Source organism: Pseudomonas sp. B21-015, from assembly GCF_024749285.1.
Lineage (GTDB): Bacteria > Pseudomonadota > Gammaproteobacteria > Pseudomonadales > Pseudomonadaceae > Aquipseudomonas.
This window is the reverse complement of record NZ_CP087196.1, coordinates 4,290,591-4,304,607: the sequence shown is the minus strand read 5'-3', so window position 1 is coordinate 4,304,607 and position 14,017 is coordinate 4,290,591. Positions and strand designations below refer to the sequence as shown.

Genomic DNA, 14,017 nt, shown 5'->3' with positions numbered 1-14,017 from the left:
ATGGAAGCATTGGGGCAGTTGCAATCGGGGATGAAGTACTTGGCCACGGCCGGCGAGACGGGCCGGCGCAGCCTTGATGGGATGATGGCGCCGGTGAATGGCGCGATCGGAGAAATCACCGGCGCCGCGTCCGAGCTGGAGGGCCTGCCCTTTGTCGGGCCGGCGATCGGGGCCAAGCTTCAGCGCGTGATGCGTGGGGTCAATGCGGCACAGGCGCAGGTTGGTCGAGTGGTGGCCATGTACGGCACGGCCACCCGCGCGGCCGCACAGATTGACGAGCGCCTGGGGGTGCTGAAGGAACAGGCCGGCCGGGCTGCCACGGCCATCAACAAGATTGCCGGCAAGGCCAGCCCGGCGCTGGCCAACATCCTGCCCACCGGCGCCTTTGCCACGGATCAGACGCCGGCGCCGGAAGCGGTGAAGCCGTTCCCGCACCTGCTGATCATCCAGCCGCAAGATCCGAAGGCGCCGCAGTACACCTTCAACCTGGACACGGCCGCCTTTGACGAGCTGCGCCGCTCGACCGAATTCCGCTGGGCCTCGCAGGAGCGCCTGTCGCGGCGTCCGGCGCAGCAGGCGGTGGGCATCGGCGACGAGAAAATCACCCTCAAGGGGGCGATCTTCCCGGGCTTCAAGGGTGGGCTAAAGCAGCTCGACACCCTGCGCGCACTCGGCGCCCAGCTTCAGCCGCTGACCCTGACCACGGGGTATGGCGACGTGCTGGGAACCTGGTGCCTCAAGAGTGTGGACGAGGAACAGAGTTCGCTGATGGCCGGCGGCATTCCGCGCAAGCAGGCCTTTACCTTGGAGTTTGTGCGCTATGGCGACGACATGCAGAACGTCTGACGGGGATCTGCTGGATACCATCTGTCACAACTTTTACGGCCACCTGAATGGCTGCGTCGAGGCGGTGCTGGATGCCAATCAGGGGCTGGCCGACGAGGAACAGCCCTACCGTGCCGGCGTGGTGATCGTCCTGCCGGATCTGGCGCACCCGGTGGCCGAGGCAATCACCTTGTGGGACTGATCCCGTCCGCCGGCGCCGCCGGCGACCTCTCGCGTTACGCGTAACGCTCCGCTGACTTGGCCCGCCCCGTGCGGGCTTTCTTTTGGAAAAAATCCATGACCCCCCGATTCCGTATTGTGGCCGACGGCAACGACATCACGGCGCTGTTGAATGACCGGCTGATTCAGTTGAGTGTCACCGACAAGACCGGCATGGAGTCCGACGAATTCGAACTGCGCATTGACGATCGCGACGGGCGGGTGACGTTGCCGCGCAAAGGCGTGGGGATCGAGATCTACCTGGGCTACCTTGAGACGTCGCTGGTCCGGCTGGGCCGCTACGTGGCGGACGGTGTCTCTGTGTCCGGACCGCCGGATACCATCGTGATCAAGGGTAAGGCCAGCGACATGCGCGGCAGCGGCAAGACCATTCGTAGCGGAAGCTGGGAAAACGTGCCGCTGTCGAAGATCGTCGCCGACGTGGCCGCGCGCAACGGCTGGTCGCCGGTGTGTCCGGTCAGTACGAAGGTGGCGCGGGCCGACCAGCTCAACGAATCCGACTTCAATTTCATCACGCGACTGGCCAAGCAGTACGACTGCACGGCGAAGGTCGCTGACGGCAAGTTGCTGGTGATGCCGCGTCAGGGCGGACAGAGTGCGAGCGGTAAGGCCTTCGCGCCGATCGTGATCACGCGCCAAGACGTCAGCCGCTGGCAGTTCAACTTCGAGGATCGTGATTCGCACAAGGCGGTCGGGGCCAAGCACCAGGACAAGAAGACCGGAAAAGTCGTCGTGGTGTCCCTGGAGAACGACGACGCGCCGGCGGGACTGCCGGCGGTGCATACCGATCGGCACATTCACCCGAACAAGACGGCGGCCGAAGCAGCGGCCAAGGCACGCTTGGCGGCGTTCAATCGCTCGACCGCCGGCGTGCGCTTCGAAATGCCCGGCCGTACGGACCTGTTTGCCGAGCGCCCGGTGATCGCCCAGGGCTTCAAGATCGGCCTCGACGGTGAATATCTGGCCGACTCGGTGGAACAGACCTACACCCAAGCCGGCTGGTCGACCACCGTCGAATGCAACGGCGGCAAGAATGGCAAGGCCAACGCCAAAGGCAAGAAAAAGAAGAAGGAGGCCAAGCCGGTCAAAGTCGTATCCCTGAAGTAACGCTACCGAGAACCCATAACCCGCCGAGTGCGGCTTTTTTATGCATGGAGTTTTTATGTCTCTCACACAACAACAGTTATTGCAGATCTTCCCGAAGGCCGGCGCCAAAGCCGGCGTTTTTGTACCCGTCCTAAATACGGCCATGCAGCGCTACCAGATCGTCGGTAGCAAGCGCATCGCCGCATTCATTGCCCAGATCGGCCATGAGTCTGGTCAACTGCGCAACGTTCGCGAAGTCTGGGGACCAACCTCAGCCCAGTCTGGTTACGAAGGCCGGAAAGACTTGGGCAACACCAAGCCCGGTGACGGCTCAAAATACCGAGGGCGAGGCCTGATTCAGGTCACTGGTCGGGCGAATTACGCGGCATGCGGTGAGGCGCTGGGCTTGGACTTGATTGCGCAGCCCGAACTGCTGGAAATACCACAGCACGCTGCGATGTCCGCGGCGTGGTTCTGGAAACAGAACGGATTGAACGACTTAGCCGACCGGGACCAATTCAACAGCATAACCCGACGCATCAACGGCGGATTGAACGGTTTGCAGGACCGGCTGGAAATCTGGTCGCGGGCGCGGGCGGTGCTGTTGTGATTGCGGTCCCGTGGAAGGCGGTCGGCGCACTGATGCTGGTTCTGATCGGAGCCGGCAGTACTTGGCAGTTACAAGGCTGGCGCTACGGGAAGCAACTGGCCGAGCAGGCGCGGTTGCAAGCCGAAACCCTCAATCAACTGACCCTGATAGCCGCCACCGCGCAACTGGCCGAGCAGGACAAGCGTCTGGCCCTCGAGCAGCGTCTGTCGGTCAGCGAACAAACCCACTACAGGAAATTGAGCGATGCACAAAAAGACCAGGACCGCCTGCGCGATCGTCTTGCCACTTCTGATTTGCGGCTGTCAGTCCTCCTTTCTGAGGATCCAGCCAGTGGCTGTTCAGTGCCAGCCGGTACCGAAGCCAGCGGCGTGGTTCATGGAGGAGCGCGCGCCCAACTTGACCCAGCGCATGCTCAACGAATTGTCGCCATCACCGATGAAGGCGACCGGGGATTGATTGCCCTGGCTGCGTGCCAAGCGTATGTGAGGGGGGTATCACACTGAGGTTGAATGACCGCAATTTTCGGCGCGGGGCCAGGTACTGGCAAATGTCGCCCCATTCAAAATGGTCGGTTGCTATCCCGCGCCGCGCTTACTTGGTTTTTGGAGGCGCGTCAGGACACTCATCGGTCCATCGCGTAACCGTCATGTCATTGAGTTGTTCCCCAATGGTGTCGACGCGCAGACAGGTGCCGCTCTTTGAGTAGAACAAGATGCAACGCGAACTATCAAAAGAGCAGACATCGACCTCGAAGAACTTGTGTGCAGCCAGCTCCCGCTCCACGCCACTATATTCATAGCCGTCGGTGGTATGCATCCGCGTCGGCTTCCATCCTTGTTTGATCAGCTTGGCCCTGGCCGCGACCAAGGGCTCACCGACGGCGATGCCTGCCGGCCCGCGCCTGTCGCTTGTCGCCTGTGAGCCATCGGCAAACGCTGCGCTGGTGCCAATGCAATAAAGTGCGACGAGCGCGAGGATTGAAAACTTCATTTGACAGTCCCTCCAGCCGATTTGTAGCTCTCCAAAAACTTTGGATACTCGGCATACGGTTGCGGCGGATAATGATTTTTCTTACCAGGCCCTTCGGGGAGTGCCGCCCACCTCGTTGCCGCCTTCGGCATTGCTCCCGGGATGTCGCCGGCCTTGATCTTGTCGATCACACCGAGGGTGCGCAGAATGTCGACCGCGATAAGGTCTTGCGTATTAGGCGTAAAGTCGGTGAGTCCCATCTTTTCGGCATACTCGCGCCAAGTGGCAATGGTAATTTGATACATGCCCGATGCCGTAGTTTTTCCGCCGTGACCTGCCCCCGGATGGGTGGACTCATCAGTGAAAGTCCATTTTCCAGTTTTAAAACCCGGTGCCCAGCCATAACCATATTTCGCGTGGTAGCTACCGCCTTCAGATTCGGCAATGGCAACCAAAAATGCCTTCACGTTTTTATTCTTCAAATACTCCTCATTCTCGGCCCGTCTTACCTGTTTCTTTGCGTCCAGCGATACAGTTTTTGGGGTGGAGTCTTTGACGGGCGTCACCGCTCTTGTGGCTACGGGAGACATTTTTCTGCCATTCTTGCTAACCACTTCAGCCATGATGAAAGTCACCAATATAGATTTTGACGCTCACTGTCTGCCCCTCTGGGCAAACAGAAATAATGAAACTTGTTCTTTGGTCTGGGGAAGATTGTGTGCAGTCGGTTGTATGAAGGGCATCTGCTGCCATGCCTTAGTCCTCCAGAAACAGTTTGATTGTTTCGGACAGGTGCGAACTCACTACATGCGTATACCCCATCGGATCACTTACACCGTGTTCCATGCTGCCGTCAGCGCGCTGGATGGCGTAATTAAGATTGGGTAGAGGCTCGCCCGAGTCTTGGTCAACTAGTCTGAACTTGTCGCTGAAGTGCACTGGCATCGGCAGCAGGCCGCTGAAGGGGGCTGGTACGAAGGTGTCGCCAATAATGACCGTGCCGGATCCACCCATAACCACGTTTCCGTGGCCACCTGTACTTCCTTGAGTAGCGGCATTCAGTCCATTGATGAGAACCGTCGAGCTGACGGCACCGGTGATCGGGCTCCCGCATGCGGATTTATCGGTCATGCGAGCGGCGGCAAGGCCATCGAAATTCACATTGGGGGAGCCACTGGCAATCGGATTCGTGCCATGTCCCGGAAGCGGACAATTGGTGGGATCTGTAACTCGGGCAGCAGGTTTGCCACTCATGGGAAGTTCCTTTTCAAGGTTTCAAATGGGGTAATAAGGGTCGATGGGCGAGTCGGAAAAGCGCCAGCACTCATCCCTAGGGTTGAACAGTGCTCGGTGGTTTTCGCGCATGGGACGGCAAGCCAATAACGCCTGCCAGGCGATTTCGACGCAGTTGTCCATGGCCTGGGTGGAATAGCCATCAAGCTGGTTGAGCCAAGCGTTGTAATTGGGCATGCCGACGCTGCGGTAGGTACTGAGCAATATCTCGGCGACTTCTTCGCCCCAGTGGATGAAGCGCCCCGGGCTCCAGGGGCCTGTCTGGGCGTAAATAAACCAGCCCAAGCTTGGCAAGTCACCATCTGCAAGTCGTAACGTGTCGCGCTGCGAGGAAAAACCACAGGTGATGTGGACGGTCAGCCAACCCTGGTGTTGCTGGATAAATCCAGTGGGGTCGAATTGTGCCAGCGGTACGACACGATAACCTGAGTCAGGCATTGACCTGGCAACCAACTCAGCGTCCAGCCTTGAAACGAAGGCCCGAATCGCCTTGCCTTCGCCGGACGCCGCGCAAAGAATTTCAACCGGCGTGCTCGCAGGTATGTCGCTGAAACCGACGATGCGAACTAGCCCATAAAGGCGTAATGAGGTTTTTAGGCCGCTGGGATGAAGCGAGGTATCGAGTGTGCAGGCGCAGGGGATGGGCACATCCATAGGTGCAGGGCGCATCAAATATTACCGTCCATGTAAATGTGCGTCGCGAAGAATGCCCTAGGCAGAAGTCGCGCTCAACAATATTTACAATGTTTAGGTTGACAACCAGTCAATGATCGCCGATTTCGTGGGCCGTACCGCCTTGGCGTTCGAGCCTGGCGCGGAGCGTCTGGTGTGGTTGCCCCATTCGTGACGCAGGTTCATCCGCGGTGGTGCGGGGGAGGTGTGATTGTGTTCGGTCGGCAGGACGCCGGGGGAGGGGGGCGCGCAAAACCACCGCTGGAGGCCACGGTTTCTCGTTTGCATAAGCACAAAAGTACGGATATTTTGCCCGACTGAATAAGGCATTTATTTATTTAAAAACAATAGGTTAGGTGTTTTATGCCCCCAGTATGGGGTGCTAGGGGTCGAGTGTTCGAATCACTCCGTCCCGACCATATAATTCAATGACTTAGGCCAATGTTCACAGCATTGGCCTTTTTCATGTGCGTGACATTTGCGTGACTTCTCGATTTCTCATGCCTGCTTTCTCTTCAAAATTGTGTGAGTTCACGCCGTTTTTGGCCCTTTTTCGCGCTGCCTTTGTGTGAGTTCACGCCGTTTTTGGCCCTTTTTCGCGCTGCCTTTGGCACCAATACTGTTTGATATTTCTCTTCCTTTCTCAGCTTTTTCGCATGTCAGATGGTCTTGCCTAACGCCTTGTTTCCGGGCAATTAGGGCGTTTTCCCTCACCCGCTCCGCGACGCTAAACCCTGGAAGCTCAGTTCCGATTCTTCGTTCTTAAAGGTCACCATCCCAAATCATCGAAACCGGCTGTACGTCACGCGGGCCGTGCCTTTGAAGACAAACGGAAGCAGCGAAAGCCGGACTTCCGATTGTGCGCTAGGGAAACGGAACAGAGCGCGGGGGGGGCGGGGAGGGTGGTTGGGCAATCGCCAGGTCTGTGGAAGGTCTCTAGTCGCCGGCCGAGCCCTTTGATCACAAGGCCCAGGGGCCGATTTGGAATCAAACCATCGCGTCCGAGAGCCTGACTCATACCTCCAAATTCGACGTTTTTGGGCCCAAACCGCAGTGCCAAACAGACCTCAAATTGACCCGATTTCTTGCTGGTTTGGTGACAAACCATTTTGCAGGTAGTTGGCACCGATTGAGTGCCGCTGAACCCTCGAAAGATCCGTCGGCCGCGGCCTCTAGCGGTCAGCTCGGAATCTCTTGCAAGGTCCTGGTCGGTGCCAAATCCGCTGCTAACTCACAAAAACTACCCGGTGATTTCGCTGATATTCAGGTCTGGAATTGCCTCCGACCAGACGATTTCTGCGTGGTCTTTCTGGTAGTTCTTGGTCATGCTCTCGCTCGCATGGCCAGCGATTTTCTGCCCGTCCTTTCCGGCTTTTTGGTACAGGTGCAGCGACAGCGCTCGCACTTCGTGGAAGCCCGGCATTTCCTCTTCCTTCCATCCTTTGTAACAACCCGCCAACTCCCGAGCCTCCTTGAAGGCCCGCGTCAAATACCGCTCTTCAACCTGCGTCCAGTGATCCTTCGTCTGCGCCTGTTTCTGTTTCAGGCGATCGGGACGGCGATGGACTAGGTAAGGGGAGGCGATATCATCCCGGCATCGGCTGATCACGGTCTGAAGCTCTTCGGTCACTTTGAACCGGATCCACGCCGCGTCACTGGCCTTGGCCGTCTTCTGTTGCACCACATACAAATACCCTTCCCGAACACCATCGAATCGCATGTTGAGGATGTCGGTGCGGCGTTGCGCGGTGATCAGTGCAAGGTCGATTGCGTTCTGCAGCCAGACCGGCGATTTCTCCCGGATAGCTTTCAGGCCTTCAATCGTGTGCCGTTTGCGCTGCTTCTTCTCGATCCGGTTGATGGTGCTGGCCGCCGGATTATCTGGGCAAAGACCCTTGGCCGCTGCGTGGTTAAAGATGTCGATCAGCAGGGCCCGACACTGGTTGGCCGTGCGGGGGGTGAGGGTGTCCAGCATCTCCGCGATCATGCGGATGGTGATCTGGTCGATGCCCTTTCCTTCGAAGTGCTTCCGGAAACGCCGAAAATGCACCGCGTACAGGCCCAGAGTTCCTTTTGCCAGTTCGCGCGGTGGTAGAACGTCGCGCTCGTAGGTATCGAGGAAGCCAGCGAATGACTCGGATGAACTGCCCATCACGGCGCCGATCAGGTCTGCGCCGCGTATGAACTCCAGGTTCAACTGTTTCGCGGCGTCGATCGCCTTGATTCGGTCGCTGCCGAACTGAAACCACTTACCGTCGGTAGGCCGCCGGTAGCGATAGGTCGAGCGCCGCGAATCGAAGTACAGGTTCTGCGGGAGGTTCTTGTTCGCCTTGTTGCGCGGCCGTGGGACCATCATGCAGCTCCTTTCAATACCATCGCCACCAGGTCGTTCCCGTCCGAGCGGTTGAATGCGGTCCAGTCAACGTACCAGAGTTTCCCTATCTGCTCGCCGGGGACCATGCCGTTGCGGATATGATTGCGGATCGCCTGGGGACAGGGTGGGGTTCCGTTTTCGCCCCAGCGCCGGCGCTGAAACTCGCTGATCTTGATCAGTTCTTTTTTCATTGGATGCTCCATGCCGCGCGTGGCGGCAGAAGGTGAGGGGGGTAAAGAGTCGGTTATTCGCTTTGGGCTTGAAAACTCATCATAAAATTCATGTAAAGTGATGTTTTTTGAGGAGTATCTATGGAGTACCAAGAGCGTTTAATCTGCTTTATTGACTTGTTGGGCTTCAAAGATGCAATTGATCAATCGGAGCAGGAGGACGAAGTAAGGAAAAGGCTTTTCGAAGTTTTCGAAGAGTTCAGAGATGGTGGCTTCGAAAGATTTATGTATGGAAGTGTTCCTTATATGACTGGCAGGGGCTTAAATTCTGCGGGCGAGATTTATGGGGATGAAGTTATAGCTCGGCTAGATAGTGATTATGATTTGGTGGTTACGCAGTTTTCTGATTCTTTTGTTATTTCTGCACCAATGAACAATCCAGCATCTTGTGAGCTGTTATTTCGGTCTCTCGCTATAATTAAAATTGCGTTTTTTTTCAACCTTGGCATGTTAATGCGTGGTGGGATGACAGTTGGAAAGCTAGTGCATAAGAGAGGTGGGGCCTTGTTTGGGTCGGCTATGAACGAGGCTTATGCAATCGAGAGCAAACTGGCAAGCTATCCTAGAGTTGTTGTTTCTGAAAGTGCTTATCGTTTTCTGAATAGTATTTTTTCTGGTATGAAATATGATGGAGTAAGCAACTAGAGGGTTTGATGGGTTGCCTGCGTTTGATTTAATAAGTATTTTCCTAAAGTGGAAATATTATCGTAATCGAAAGACGGATATTTTCAACCAGCTTACACTGGTAGAAAAAGATATTCGTGCTCGGGCGCCCGTGTCCCATCCTAAAATCGCTTACTTACTTCATCAATGGTCCTTATTTGAAGACCGGTTTAATGACGAAGTTACTACTGATAAATAGAGCGAGCTACTAAGTTAGTTGCGGCGATTGATGTTCCGCTTCTCAGATCTCAAATAGCTAGGTGCGTCATCGCCTCGGCCCCTTGTAGATGAGCCAGAGCATGTAGAGCGGCGCTGCGATTGGTAGGAGGATCATGGCGTCACCTGCTGCGTGTTGCAGAGCACGACGGAATATCCATCGGTGCTCTGGTCTGTAACGAGAGTTCCCACCACACCAATTTCACTCAGCGCTTTTCGAGCCGCCGGCTCATTTGCAATCAGTGCCCTGGATTCGGCGCCGGCCCAAATGTCCAGACCGGTCCCGCTTGATCCGCAGTTTGACCATTTGCTGCACGACTCGGCGTCATCTTTCGCCGCATCTAGGTAGTCCCGCGTCCGGCAGTGCGGACAAATGTACGTTTCATCTTGCGGGTCCCAGCCTTCGCCAGACCCAGCATCAAACAGAAACCCGCCTTCGCGACACTCCCAGTCGCCATGTTCGTAGCCGCAGCCGCTCATGACGTCACCCGCCGGCCCCAGATGCAGACAGGGCCATCCTCGGCGTCATGGATCGACAGGATGAACCAGCCCGGCTCGGTGGGATGCTGGATCTCCCACGCCGAACAATCGACCTGGCCTTCTTCCATGTAGACGTTGAACACGTCGGTCGATACGTCGCTCTCCATGTAGGTGATCTTCGTTTCCACCTGGTGGCGGTTACACCAGTCGCTGAACTGCTCTTCGGTGATTTCGTCGTCGAACTCCGAGAGGTAGCCAGGGTGCGACCACCAGCCGTTTGTATCGCGATGGACCGGAAGCGAATCAATCAAAACAGTTTCTTCGGGCATGACTGTTCCTTTGCCGCTATAGCGGCTGACTTTGAAGGGGGAGGGAGTTACTGCTTTACGAACTCTCGGGCGTGCGCCGGGTAACTGGCTCGTTGCTGGATTCCGAGCATAAGCGTGCTGACCTTGGTGCCTTTGCAGAACAGTGTGCAGGGTGGAAGCTTCACATCGCAGGGCAGCACCTGGTCGTCGCGAGCCAACGATTCTTCAACCCGCTTTTCCATCTCCGTCCAGACATGCACCTCAAGCCGCACCTCGGCGCGCACGGCCTCGATAATCCACAACGGAAGGGTGACCAGTCGCTCGTCGCGGGCGGTGGCATTGTTTTCTGTGGGCATGGGGCGTCCTATGCCGGGTCATGCCCGGGCGGTGGCGTGATAGGTGTTTTTGGGCTATTGGTTGATTGCCCGGCACGTGCCGGAATGGGGAGACGCTATGGTCGGAATTAGTCAACTCAATGAGTATCACCAGGCATATAAAAGTGCTTTGGAAATTCTTCAGAATTGGGATGAAGAGGATGAGCCCAGCCTATTGAGGCGGTTTGAGTTTTTCGCAAATCGAATTAAACCGCTGGTGGATACGACAGACCCTGGATGGGACAACTGTCGCGCCCTTGGTCGGCATATGACTTTCATGGAAAGGTATTTGAGGCGCGGCGAGAAGGTTTTTAGTAAGAGTGATGCAATCGATATTGTTTACAGAGACCTGCCCAGTTTCGCCGACTTTCTGTTGCTCCAGGCGTCCACCCCGGATCATTTAGATGCTCGCCTGGCGCAGGCAACATCAAGGCTTTTCGAAATTGAAGACTATGCCTCAGTGATTCGAGCAACCTTTCCAGTGCTCTCTTCGCGCCTTCGAAGGATATTTGGAATCCCAGATGGAACTGACGGGGAAAACTTGGTGAACGACATTTTCACAAAAGGCCTGGGCTCCAATCCGGTAGTGCTACCGCAGGATGAAAAAACTGCCTATCGCAATTTGGTAGCGGGTTTTTATGCCTCATATCGAAACAAGCTAAATCATGGCGACTATCAGCCAACATTTTCTCAAGCGCGGGGCGTTGTGGAAATGGCAAACACGCTGATTAAGGATTTGGAGCTTTTGGCTGAAACGTCTTTAACCGCAAACGCACAGACTCCAGCGCAATAGGTGAGGGCGTCTCAGGCGGCTTGGCTTTCCTGTTTAGGTGGCCATTCAGCAAAGCCGACCTTTGGCGCCTTCGTTTTAGGGTTGATGATCGGCTTACCCTTGGTGTCGGTCAGCACTGCCTTTGACCTGATCCGCATATCGCGGCATTGGAGCGTCTTGCGGGCCAGCTCGATGAACTGCTCGGCGTACTGAGGCGCATCAAACAGCGGGGATAGTTGCCGAACCGTACCCCCCATTATTTGCTCGGTCTTCCTCTCGACCAAGACTAGCCATTCAGCAAGCGGGATTTGCTCGACGCCGCCTGGCGCCTGAAGATTCTTGCGGGTCCCTTTGATGCGCTTTTTTGCTTCGGCGAAGGCGACAGGGCGGGTCATGCCAAACACTGCGAATGTGCTCATGAGTTTCTCCAAACAAGCGCCTGCCTCGCCGGCTGGCGTGAAGTGAGTTTGTGGTCTATGTATCTATGTCGAATTCAGCCAGACGGGAGACCGGCATGAGACTGCAAAGCGATATCGATGCACTCGCTGCAATCGAGGAAGACGCTCAAATGATGCTGAAGCGGTTGGGGATTCCCGACGACAAGCAGAAACTGGAGGTCGTCATTTGCTTACGACAGATCATTGACCTTGCCACCTACAGGAAGGCGATTGACCAATTTACTGAGCCATCAGCGCAATAGGTGAGGGTGGGTCAGGCGGCTGCGCGCTTGAGCTGATCGGTAAGCTGTCGGGGCAGTCCGCGAAGCGTCAGCGTACCGTCGGCTTCATCGAACTCCACCTTCGAGCCGAGCAGATGCTGCTCGAAGCTGATCGACAGGCCATCGGCCCGACCAGTGAAGCGCCGGAATTTGTTCAGGGTCTTCTTGTCCGGCGGGATCGAGGCTGAAAGGCCGTAGTCTTTATCCTGGATGAAGTCGGCGAACGCTTTTGGCTGATCGTCATTGAGCACTTCGGATAGCTCGTCAATGGTGATCGGCTCGCCGAGCTTGGCCTGGGCTATCGCATAGCTGACAAGTGTGTTGGTCTTCTCGCGAGCTGAATTCTCGCCGAGGTCTTCGCTTTCAACGAAGTCACTGAATGCCTTGAGCAGGGTGCGGGTTTCACCTGGTCCGTCGACACCCTCTTGGCAGCCGATGAAGTCGCGGAAGTACTCGCTCGCCCGGCGGCCGTTCTTGCCCTTGATGAATGAGATGTACTGGTGCGACGCTGGGTTGCTTTTCCACTCGCTGAGGTTGATCCGCGCGGCCAACTGGATGTGGTCCAGATCCAGGCGCCGGATCGGCATCAGTGTCAGCCCGTCGGTCATCAGTACGGCTTCGGTTTCCTGCACCAGGGCAATGACTAAATAGTCGGTCATGCCTTGCATGTAATGGCAGAAGAGGACGTTGCCACCTATCGACAGGTTGGATTCTTCCATGAGCATTGTCAGATGCTCGACGGCTACATTGCTGAACTCCGTGAAGTCTTCGGTGCCGGCCAGATACTTGCCCAGCCAGCCACTTAAAGGGTGGGCACCCGATTCGGCATGGAAGATGTAGTGGTCAACTAATTCCGGACACCTCGATAGGAGGTTTAGACGCCATTGCCCGTTCGTAAACGGTCGGTGGCAGATATCCCAGTTTCGAGTGCAGCCGCTCGTTGTTGTAAAACCCAACGATGTATTCAGTGATGTCACGTATCGCTTCGGCGTGGTTGGCGTAATCACGCCGCCATACCCGCTCCATTTTCAAACTCAGGAAGAAGCGCTCCATCACTGAGTTGTCCCAGCAATTACCTTTACGGCTCATGCTTTGCTGCATTTCATTTCTTGCCAACAGCGCTCTGTAGCTTGCGCTCGCGTATTGGCTGCCACGATCCGAGTGGGCGACCAGACCCGGTGGTGGTTGACGCTGAGCAATCGCCAGTTGCATTGCACTACACACCAGCTCAGCCGGCATGTTCGGGGCCATGGACCAGCCGACTATCTTGCGTGAGAACAAGTCCAGCACCACGGCCAGGTATAACCAGCCGCTTCGGGTCCGGATGTAGGTAATGTCTGCCACCCAAGCTTTGTTTACTGCGTCAGGTTCAAATTGGCGATTCAATACATTTTCAGCAATCGGCAGGTCGTGGTTGCTATCTGTCGTATGCACAAACTTACGCTTCCAAGCCGAACGCAGACCGTTGGCACGCATCAAGCGACGAATTTTATAAAGGCCTATTTCCATGCCCTTGGCGTGCAACACTTTACGCAACGGACGACTGCCATAACAGCCGCCACTTGCGGCAAACGATGCCTTGAGTTGCAGAGCCATGGGACAAATTGATGTTGGCACTTCAGCACGTTTGTTGGCTTCGTAGAACCCGGATCGACTGATGCCCAGCAGCCGACAGACATGCGCCACCGAATAAGCCTTCTGTTGCAGCTGCCGAACCAAGCGATACGTTACTTCAGCTCGCGGGCAAAGAAGGCGGTAGCCTTTTTTAATACATCGTTATCCATCTTGAGCTGGCGATTTTCCTGCTCCAACTGCCGGATACGTTGTTGCTCAGCAGTCAACGGTTTGCCGATTCCGACATCTCCCAGCTGTTCAGCCTCGTACTGCTGCACCCAGCGCCGGACGGCGGTCTCACCAATATTCAGGTCGCGGCAGACCTGCGGAACGGCCAGTCCCTGGTCCTTGATCATCTTTACCACTTGCAGTTTGAAGCTGTCGTCGAATGTTCTGCGTTTGCCAGTCATGAAAAAATCCTCGATAGATGCATTCTCCACCTATCGAGGTGTCCGGGGAAATTAGACCACTGCAGGAGCATGGGTGTTGGACATTGAACTTGAATTCTTCACGGAGAATTTAGTGGATAAACCGGTCGTCCTCGGTGCGCGGGCTCACCGGAGGAAACGGATC

19 protein-coding genes and 1 pseudogene are annotated in these 14,017 nt (G+C 56.1%); 8 read left to right on the top strand and 12 right to left on the bottom strand.

Annotation, left to right across the window (positions count from 1 at the left end; translation table 11 throughout):
• From LOY38_RS19535 to LOY38_RS19515, 5 genes are all read left to right on the top strand, one after another.
• Complete coding sequence (locus tag LOY38_RS19535; protein WP_258696653.1) at positions 1 to 846, top strand: phage tail protein; 846 nt, start codon at positions 1 to 3, stop codon at positions 844 to 846.
• Positions 821 to 1,027: a tail protein X gene (locus LOY38_RS19530; RefSeq protein WP_258696652.1), complete on the top strand. Its 207-nt coding sequence runs from the start codon at positions 821 to 823 to the stop codon at positions 1,025 to 1,027. The genes LOY38_RS19535 and LOY38_RS19530 overlap by 26 nt, the downstream gene beginning before the upstream one ends.
• Before the next feature lie 95 nt (positions 1,028 to 1,122).
• Positions 1,123 to 2,172, top strand: coding sequence for a phage late control D family protein (locus LOY38_RS19525; RefSeq protein WP_258696651.1), 1,050 nt, complete (start codon positions 1,123 to 1,125; stop codon positions 2,170 to 2,172).
• Positions 2,173 to 2,227: 55 nt separating this feature from the next.
• Positions 2,228 to 2,761 (top strand): glycoside hydrolase family 19 protein, encoded by a 534-nt coding sequence (locus LOY38_RS19520; RefSeq protein WP_258696650.1) that lies wholly within the window; start codon positions 2,228 to 2,230, stop codon positions 2,759 to 2,761.
• A gap of 32 nt (positions 2,762 to 2,793) precedes the next feature.
• Positions 2,794 to 3,264 (top strand): lysis protein, encoded by a 471-nt coding sequence (locus tag LOY38_RS19515; protein ID WP_258696649.1) that lies wholly within the window; start codon positions 2,794 to 2,796, stop codon positions 3,262 to 3,264.
• Positions 3,265 to 3,352: 88 nt separating this feature from the next.
• On the opposite strand, the gene LOY38_RS19510 is transcribed toward LOY38_RS19515, so the two are convergent.
• From LOY38_RS19510 to LOY38_RS19485, 6 genes are all read right to left on the bottom strand, one after another.
• The gene (locus tag LOY38_RS19510; RefSeq protein WP_258696648.1) at positions 3,353 to 3,751 is read right to left on the bottom strand and encodes a hypothetical protein; all 399 of its coding nucleotides are present in this window, start codon (positions 3,749 to 3,751) and stop codon (positions 3,353 to 3,355) included.
• Positions 3,748 to 4,353: a hypothetical protein gene (locus tag LOY38_RS19505; protein WP_258696647.1), complete on the bottom strand. Its 606-nt coding sequence runs from the start codon at positions 4,351 to 4,353 to the stop codon at positions 3,748 to 3,750. Before LOY38_RS19505 ends, LOY38_RS19510 begins: the two co-directional genes overlap by 4 nt.
• Before the next feature lie 133 nt (positions 4,354 to 4,486).
• Complete coding sequence (locus tag LOY38_RS19500) at positions 4,487 to 4,984, bottom strand: PAAR domain-containing protein (protein ID WP_258696646.1); 498 nt, start codon at positions 4,982 to 4,984, stop codon at positions 4,487 to 4,489.
• Between the two features lie 21 nt (positions 4,985 to 5,005).
• Positions 5,006 to 5,677: a hypothetical protein gene (locus LOY38_RS19495; protein WP_258696645.1), complete on the bottom strand. Its 672-nt coding sequence runs from the start codon at positions 5,675 to 5,677 to the stop codon at positions 5,006 to 5,008.
• Positions 5,678 to 6,935: 1,258 nt separating this feature from the next.
• Positions 6,936 to 8,048 carry a tyrosine-type recombinase/integrase gene (locus LOY38_RS19490; RefSeq protein WP_258700760.1) on the bottom strand — a complete coding sequence of 371 codons (1,113 nt, stop codon included), beginning with the start codon at positions 8,046 to 8,048 and terminating at the stop codon, positions 6,936 to 6,938.
• Positions 8,048 to 8,260: a hypothetical protein gene (locus LOY38_RS19485; protein WP_258696644.1), complete on the bottom strand. Its 213-nt coding sequence runs from the start codon at positions 8,258 to 8,260 to the stop codon at positions 8,048 to 8,050. Before LOY38_RS19485 ends, LOY38_RS19490 begins: the two co-directional genes overlap by 1 nt.
• A 120-nt stretch (positions 8,261 to 8,380) precedes the next feature.
• Between LOY38_RS19485 and LOY38_RS19480 the strand changes: the two genes are divergently transcribed.
• A complete protein-coding gene (locus tag LOY38_RS19480) occupies positions 8,381 to 8,944 on the top strand; it encodes a hypothetical protein (RefSeq protein WP_258696643.1) in 564 nt (187 codons plus the stop codon).
• Positions 8,945 to 9,292: 348 nt separating this feature from the next.
• On the opposite strand, the gene LOY38_RS19475 is transcribed toward LOY38_RS19480, so the two are convergent.
• From LOY38_RS19475 to LOY38_RS19465, 3 genes are read right to left on the bottom strand one after another with little or no spacing between them, the layout of a single operon-like run.
• Complete coding sequence (locus LOY38_RS19475) at positions 9,293 to 9,658, bottom strand: hypothetical protein (RefSeq protein ID WP_258696642.1); 366 nt, start codon at positions 9,656 to 9,658, stop codon at positions 9,293 to 9,295.
• Positions 9,655 to 9,987 carry a hypothetical protein gene (locus LOY38_RS19470; RefSeq protein ID WP_258696641.1) on the bottom strand — a complete coding sequence of 111 codons (333 nt, stop codon included), beginning with the start codon at positions 9,985 to 9,987 and terminating at the stop codon, positions 9,655 to 9,657. The genes LOY38_RS19475 and LOY38_RS19470 overlap by 4 nt, the downstream gene beginning before the upstream one ends.
• Before the next feature lie 47 nt (positions 9,988 to 10,034).
• Positions 10,035 to 10,322: a hypothetical protein gene (locus LOY38_RS19465; protein ID WP_258696640.1), complete on the bottom strand. Its 288-nt coding sequence runs from the start codon at positions 10,320 to 10,322 to the stop codon at positions 10,035 to 10,037.
• Between the two features lie 97 nt (positions 10,323 to 10,419).
• Between LOY38_RS19465 and LOY38_RS19460 the strand changes: the two genes are divergently transcribed.
• Positions 10,420 to 11,133 (top strand): TIGR02391 family protein, encoded by a 714-nt coding sequence (locus tag LOY38_RS19460; protein WP_258696639.1) that lies wholly within the window; start codon positions 10,420 to 10,422, stop codon positions 11,131 to 11,133.
• Positions 11,134 to 11,144: 11 nt separating this feature from the next.
• Here LOY38_RS19460 and LOY38_RS19455 read toward each other — a convergent pair whose 3' ends face one another.
• Complete coding sequence (locus LOY38_RS19455) at positions 11,145 to 11,531, bottom strand: hypothetical protein (protein ID WP_258696638.1); 387 nt, start codon at positions 11,529 to 11,531, stop codon at positions 11,145 to 11,147.
• A gap of 95 nt (positions 11,532 to 11,626) precedes the next feature.
• Here LOY38_RS19455 and LOY38_RS19450 point away from each other — a divergent pair, with 95 nt between their 5' ends.
• Positions 11,627 to 11,812, top strand: coding sequence for a hypothetical protein (locus LOY38_RS19450; protein ID WP_258696637.1), 186 nt, complete (start codon positions 11,627 to 11,629; stop codon positions 11,810 to 11,812).
• Between the two features lie 11 nt (positions 11,813 to 11,823).
• Here LOY38_RS19450 and yejK read toward each other — a convergent pair.
• Positions 11,824 to 12,666 (bottom strand): annotated as a pseudogene (gene yejK, locus LOY38_RS19445) (nucleoid-associated protein YejK); the annotation flags it as partial.
• Between the two features lie 7 nt (positions 12,667 to 12,673).
• Positions 12,674 to 13,854 (bottom strand): IS3 family transposase gene (locus tag LOY38_RS19440; protein ID WP_258696059.1). Its coding sequence is split into 2 segments (ribosomal slippage): positions 12,674 to 13,590 and positions 13,590 to 13,854, totalling 1,182 coding nucleotides; the frame shifts between segments, so codons are not numbered across the junction.
• Positions 13,855 to 14,017: the final 163 nt, after the last annotated feature.

Excerpts from the sequence above, each read along its gene's own strand:
- LOY38_RS19450 (WP_258696637.1), top strand. The coding sequence starts at position 11,627 with ATGAGACTGCAAAGCGATATCGATGCACTCGCTGCAATCGAGGAAGAC.
- LOY38_RS19465 (WP_258696640.1), bottom strand. The coding sequence starts at position 10,322 with ATGCCCACAGAAAACAATGCCACCGCCCGCGACGAGCGACTGGTCACC.
- LOY38_RS19475 (WP_258696642.1), bottom strand. The coding sequence starts at position 9,658 with ATGAGCGGCTGCGGCTACGAACATGGCGACTGGGAGTGTCGCGAAGGC.
- LOY38_RS19485 (WP_258696644.1), bottom strand. The coding sequence starts at position 8,260 with ATGAAAAAAGAACTGATCAAGATCAGCGAGTTTCAGCGCCGGCGCTGG.
- LOY38_RS19535 (WP_258696653.1), top strand. The coding sequence starts at position 1 with ATGGAAGCATTGGGGCAGTTGCAATCGGGGATGAAGTACTTGGCCACG.
- LOY38_RS19510 (WP_258696648.1), bottom strand. The coding sequence starts at position 3,751 with ATGAAGTTTTCAATCCTCGCGCTCGTCGCACTTTATTGCATTGGCACC.
- LOY38_RS19520 (WP_258696650.1), top strand. The coding sequence starts at position 2,228 with ATGTCTCTCACACAACAACAGTTATTGCAGATCTTCCCGAAGGCCGGC.
- LOY38_RS19500 (WP_258696646.1), bottom strand. The coding sequence starts at position 4,984 with ATGAGTGGCAAACCTGCTGCCCGAGTTACAGATCCCACCAATTGTCCG.
- LOY38_RS19525 (WP_258696651.1), top strand. The coding sequence starts at position 1,123 with ATGACCCCCCGATTCCGTATTGTGGCCGACGGCAACGACATCACGGCG.
- LOY38_RS19470 (WP_258696641.1), bottom strand. The coding sequence starts at position 9,987 with ATGCCCGAAGAAACTGTTTTGATTGATTCGCTTCCGGTCCATCGCGAT.
- LOY38_RS19505 (WP_258696647.1), bottom strand. The coding sequence starts at position 4,353 with ATGGCTGAAGTGGTTAGCAAGAATGGCAGAAAAATGTCTCCCGTAGCC.
- LOY38_RS19490 (WP_258700760.1), bottom strand. The coding sequence starts at position 8,048 with ATGGTCCCACGGCCGCGCAACAAGGCGAACAAGAACCTCCCGCAGAAC.
- LOY38_RS19515 (WP_258696649.1), top strand. The coding sequence starts at position 2,794 with ATGCTGGTTCTGATCGGAGCCGGCAGTACTTGGCAGTTACAAGGCTGG.
- LOY38_RS19495 (WP_258696645.1), bottom strand. The coding sequence starts at position 5,677 with ATGGATGTGCCCATCCCCTGCGCCTGCACACTCGATACCTCGCTTCAT.
- LOY38_RS19530 (WP_258696652.1), top strand. The coding sequence starts at position 821 with ATGGCGACGACATGCAGAACGTCTGACGGGGATCTGCTGGATACCATC.
- LOY38_RS19480 (WP_258696643.1), top strand. The coding sequence starts at position 8,381 with ATGGAGTACCAAGAGCGTTTAATCTGCTTTATTGACTTGTTGGGCTTC.
- LOY38_RS19455 (WP_258696638.1), bottom strand. The coding sequence starts at position 11,531 with ATGAGCACATTCGCAGTGTTTGGCATGACCCGCCCTGTCGCCTTCGCC.
- LOY38_RS19460 (WP_258696639.1), top strand. The coding sequence starts at position 10,420 with ATGGTCGGAATTAGTCAACTCAATGAGTATCACCAGGCATATAAAAGT.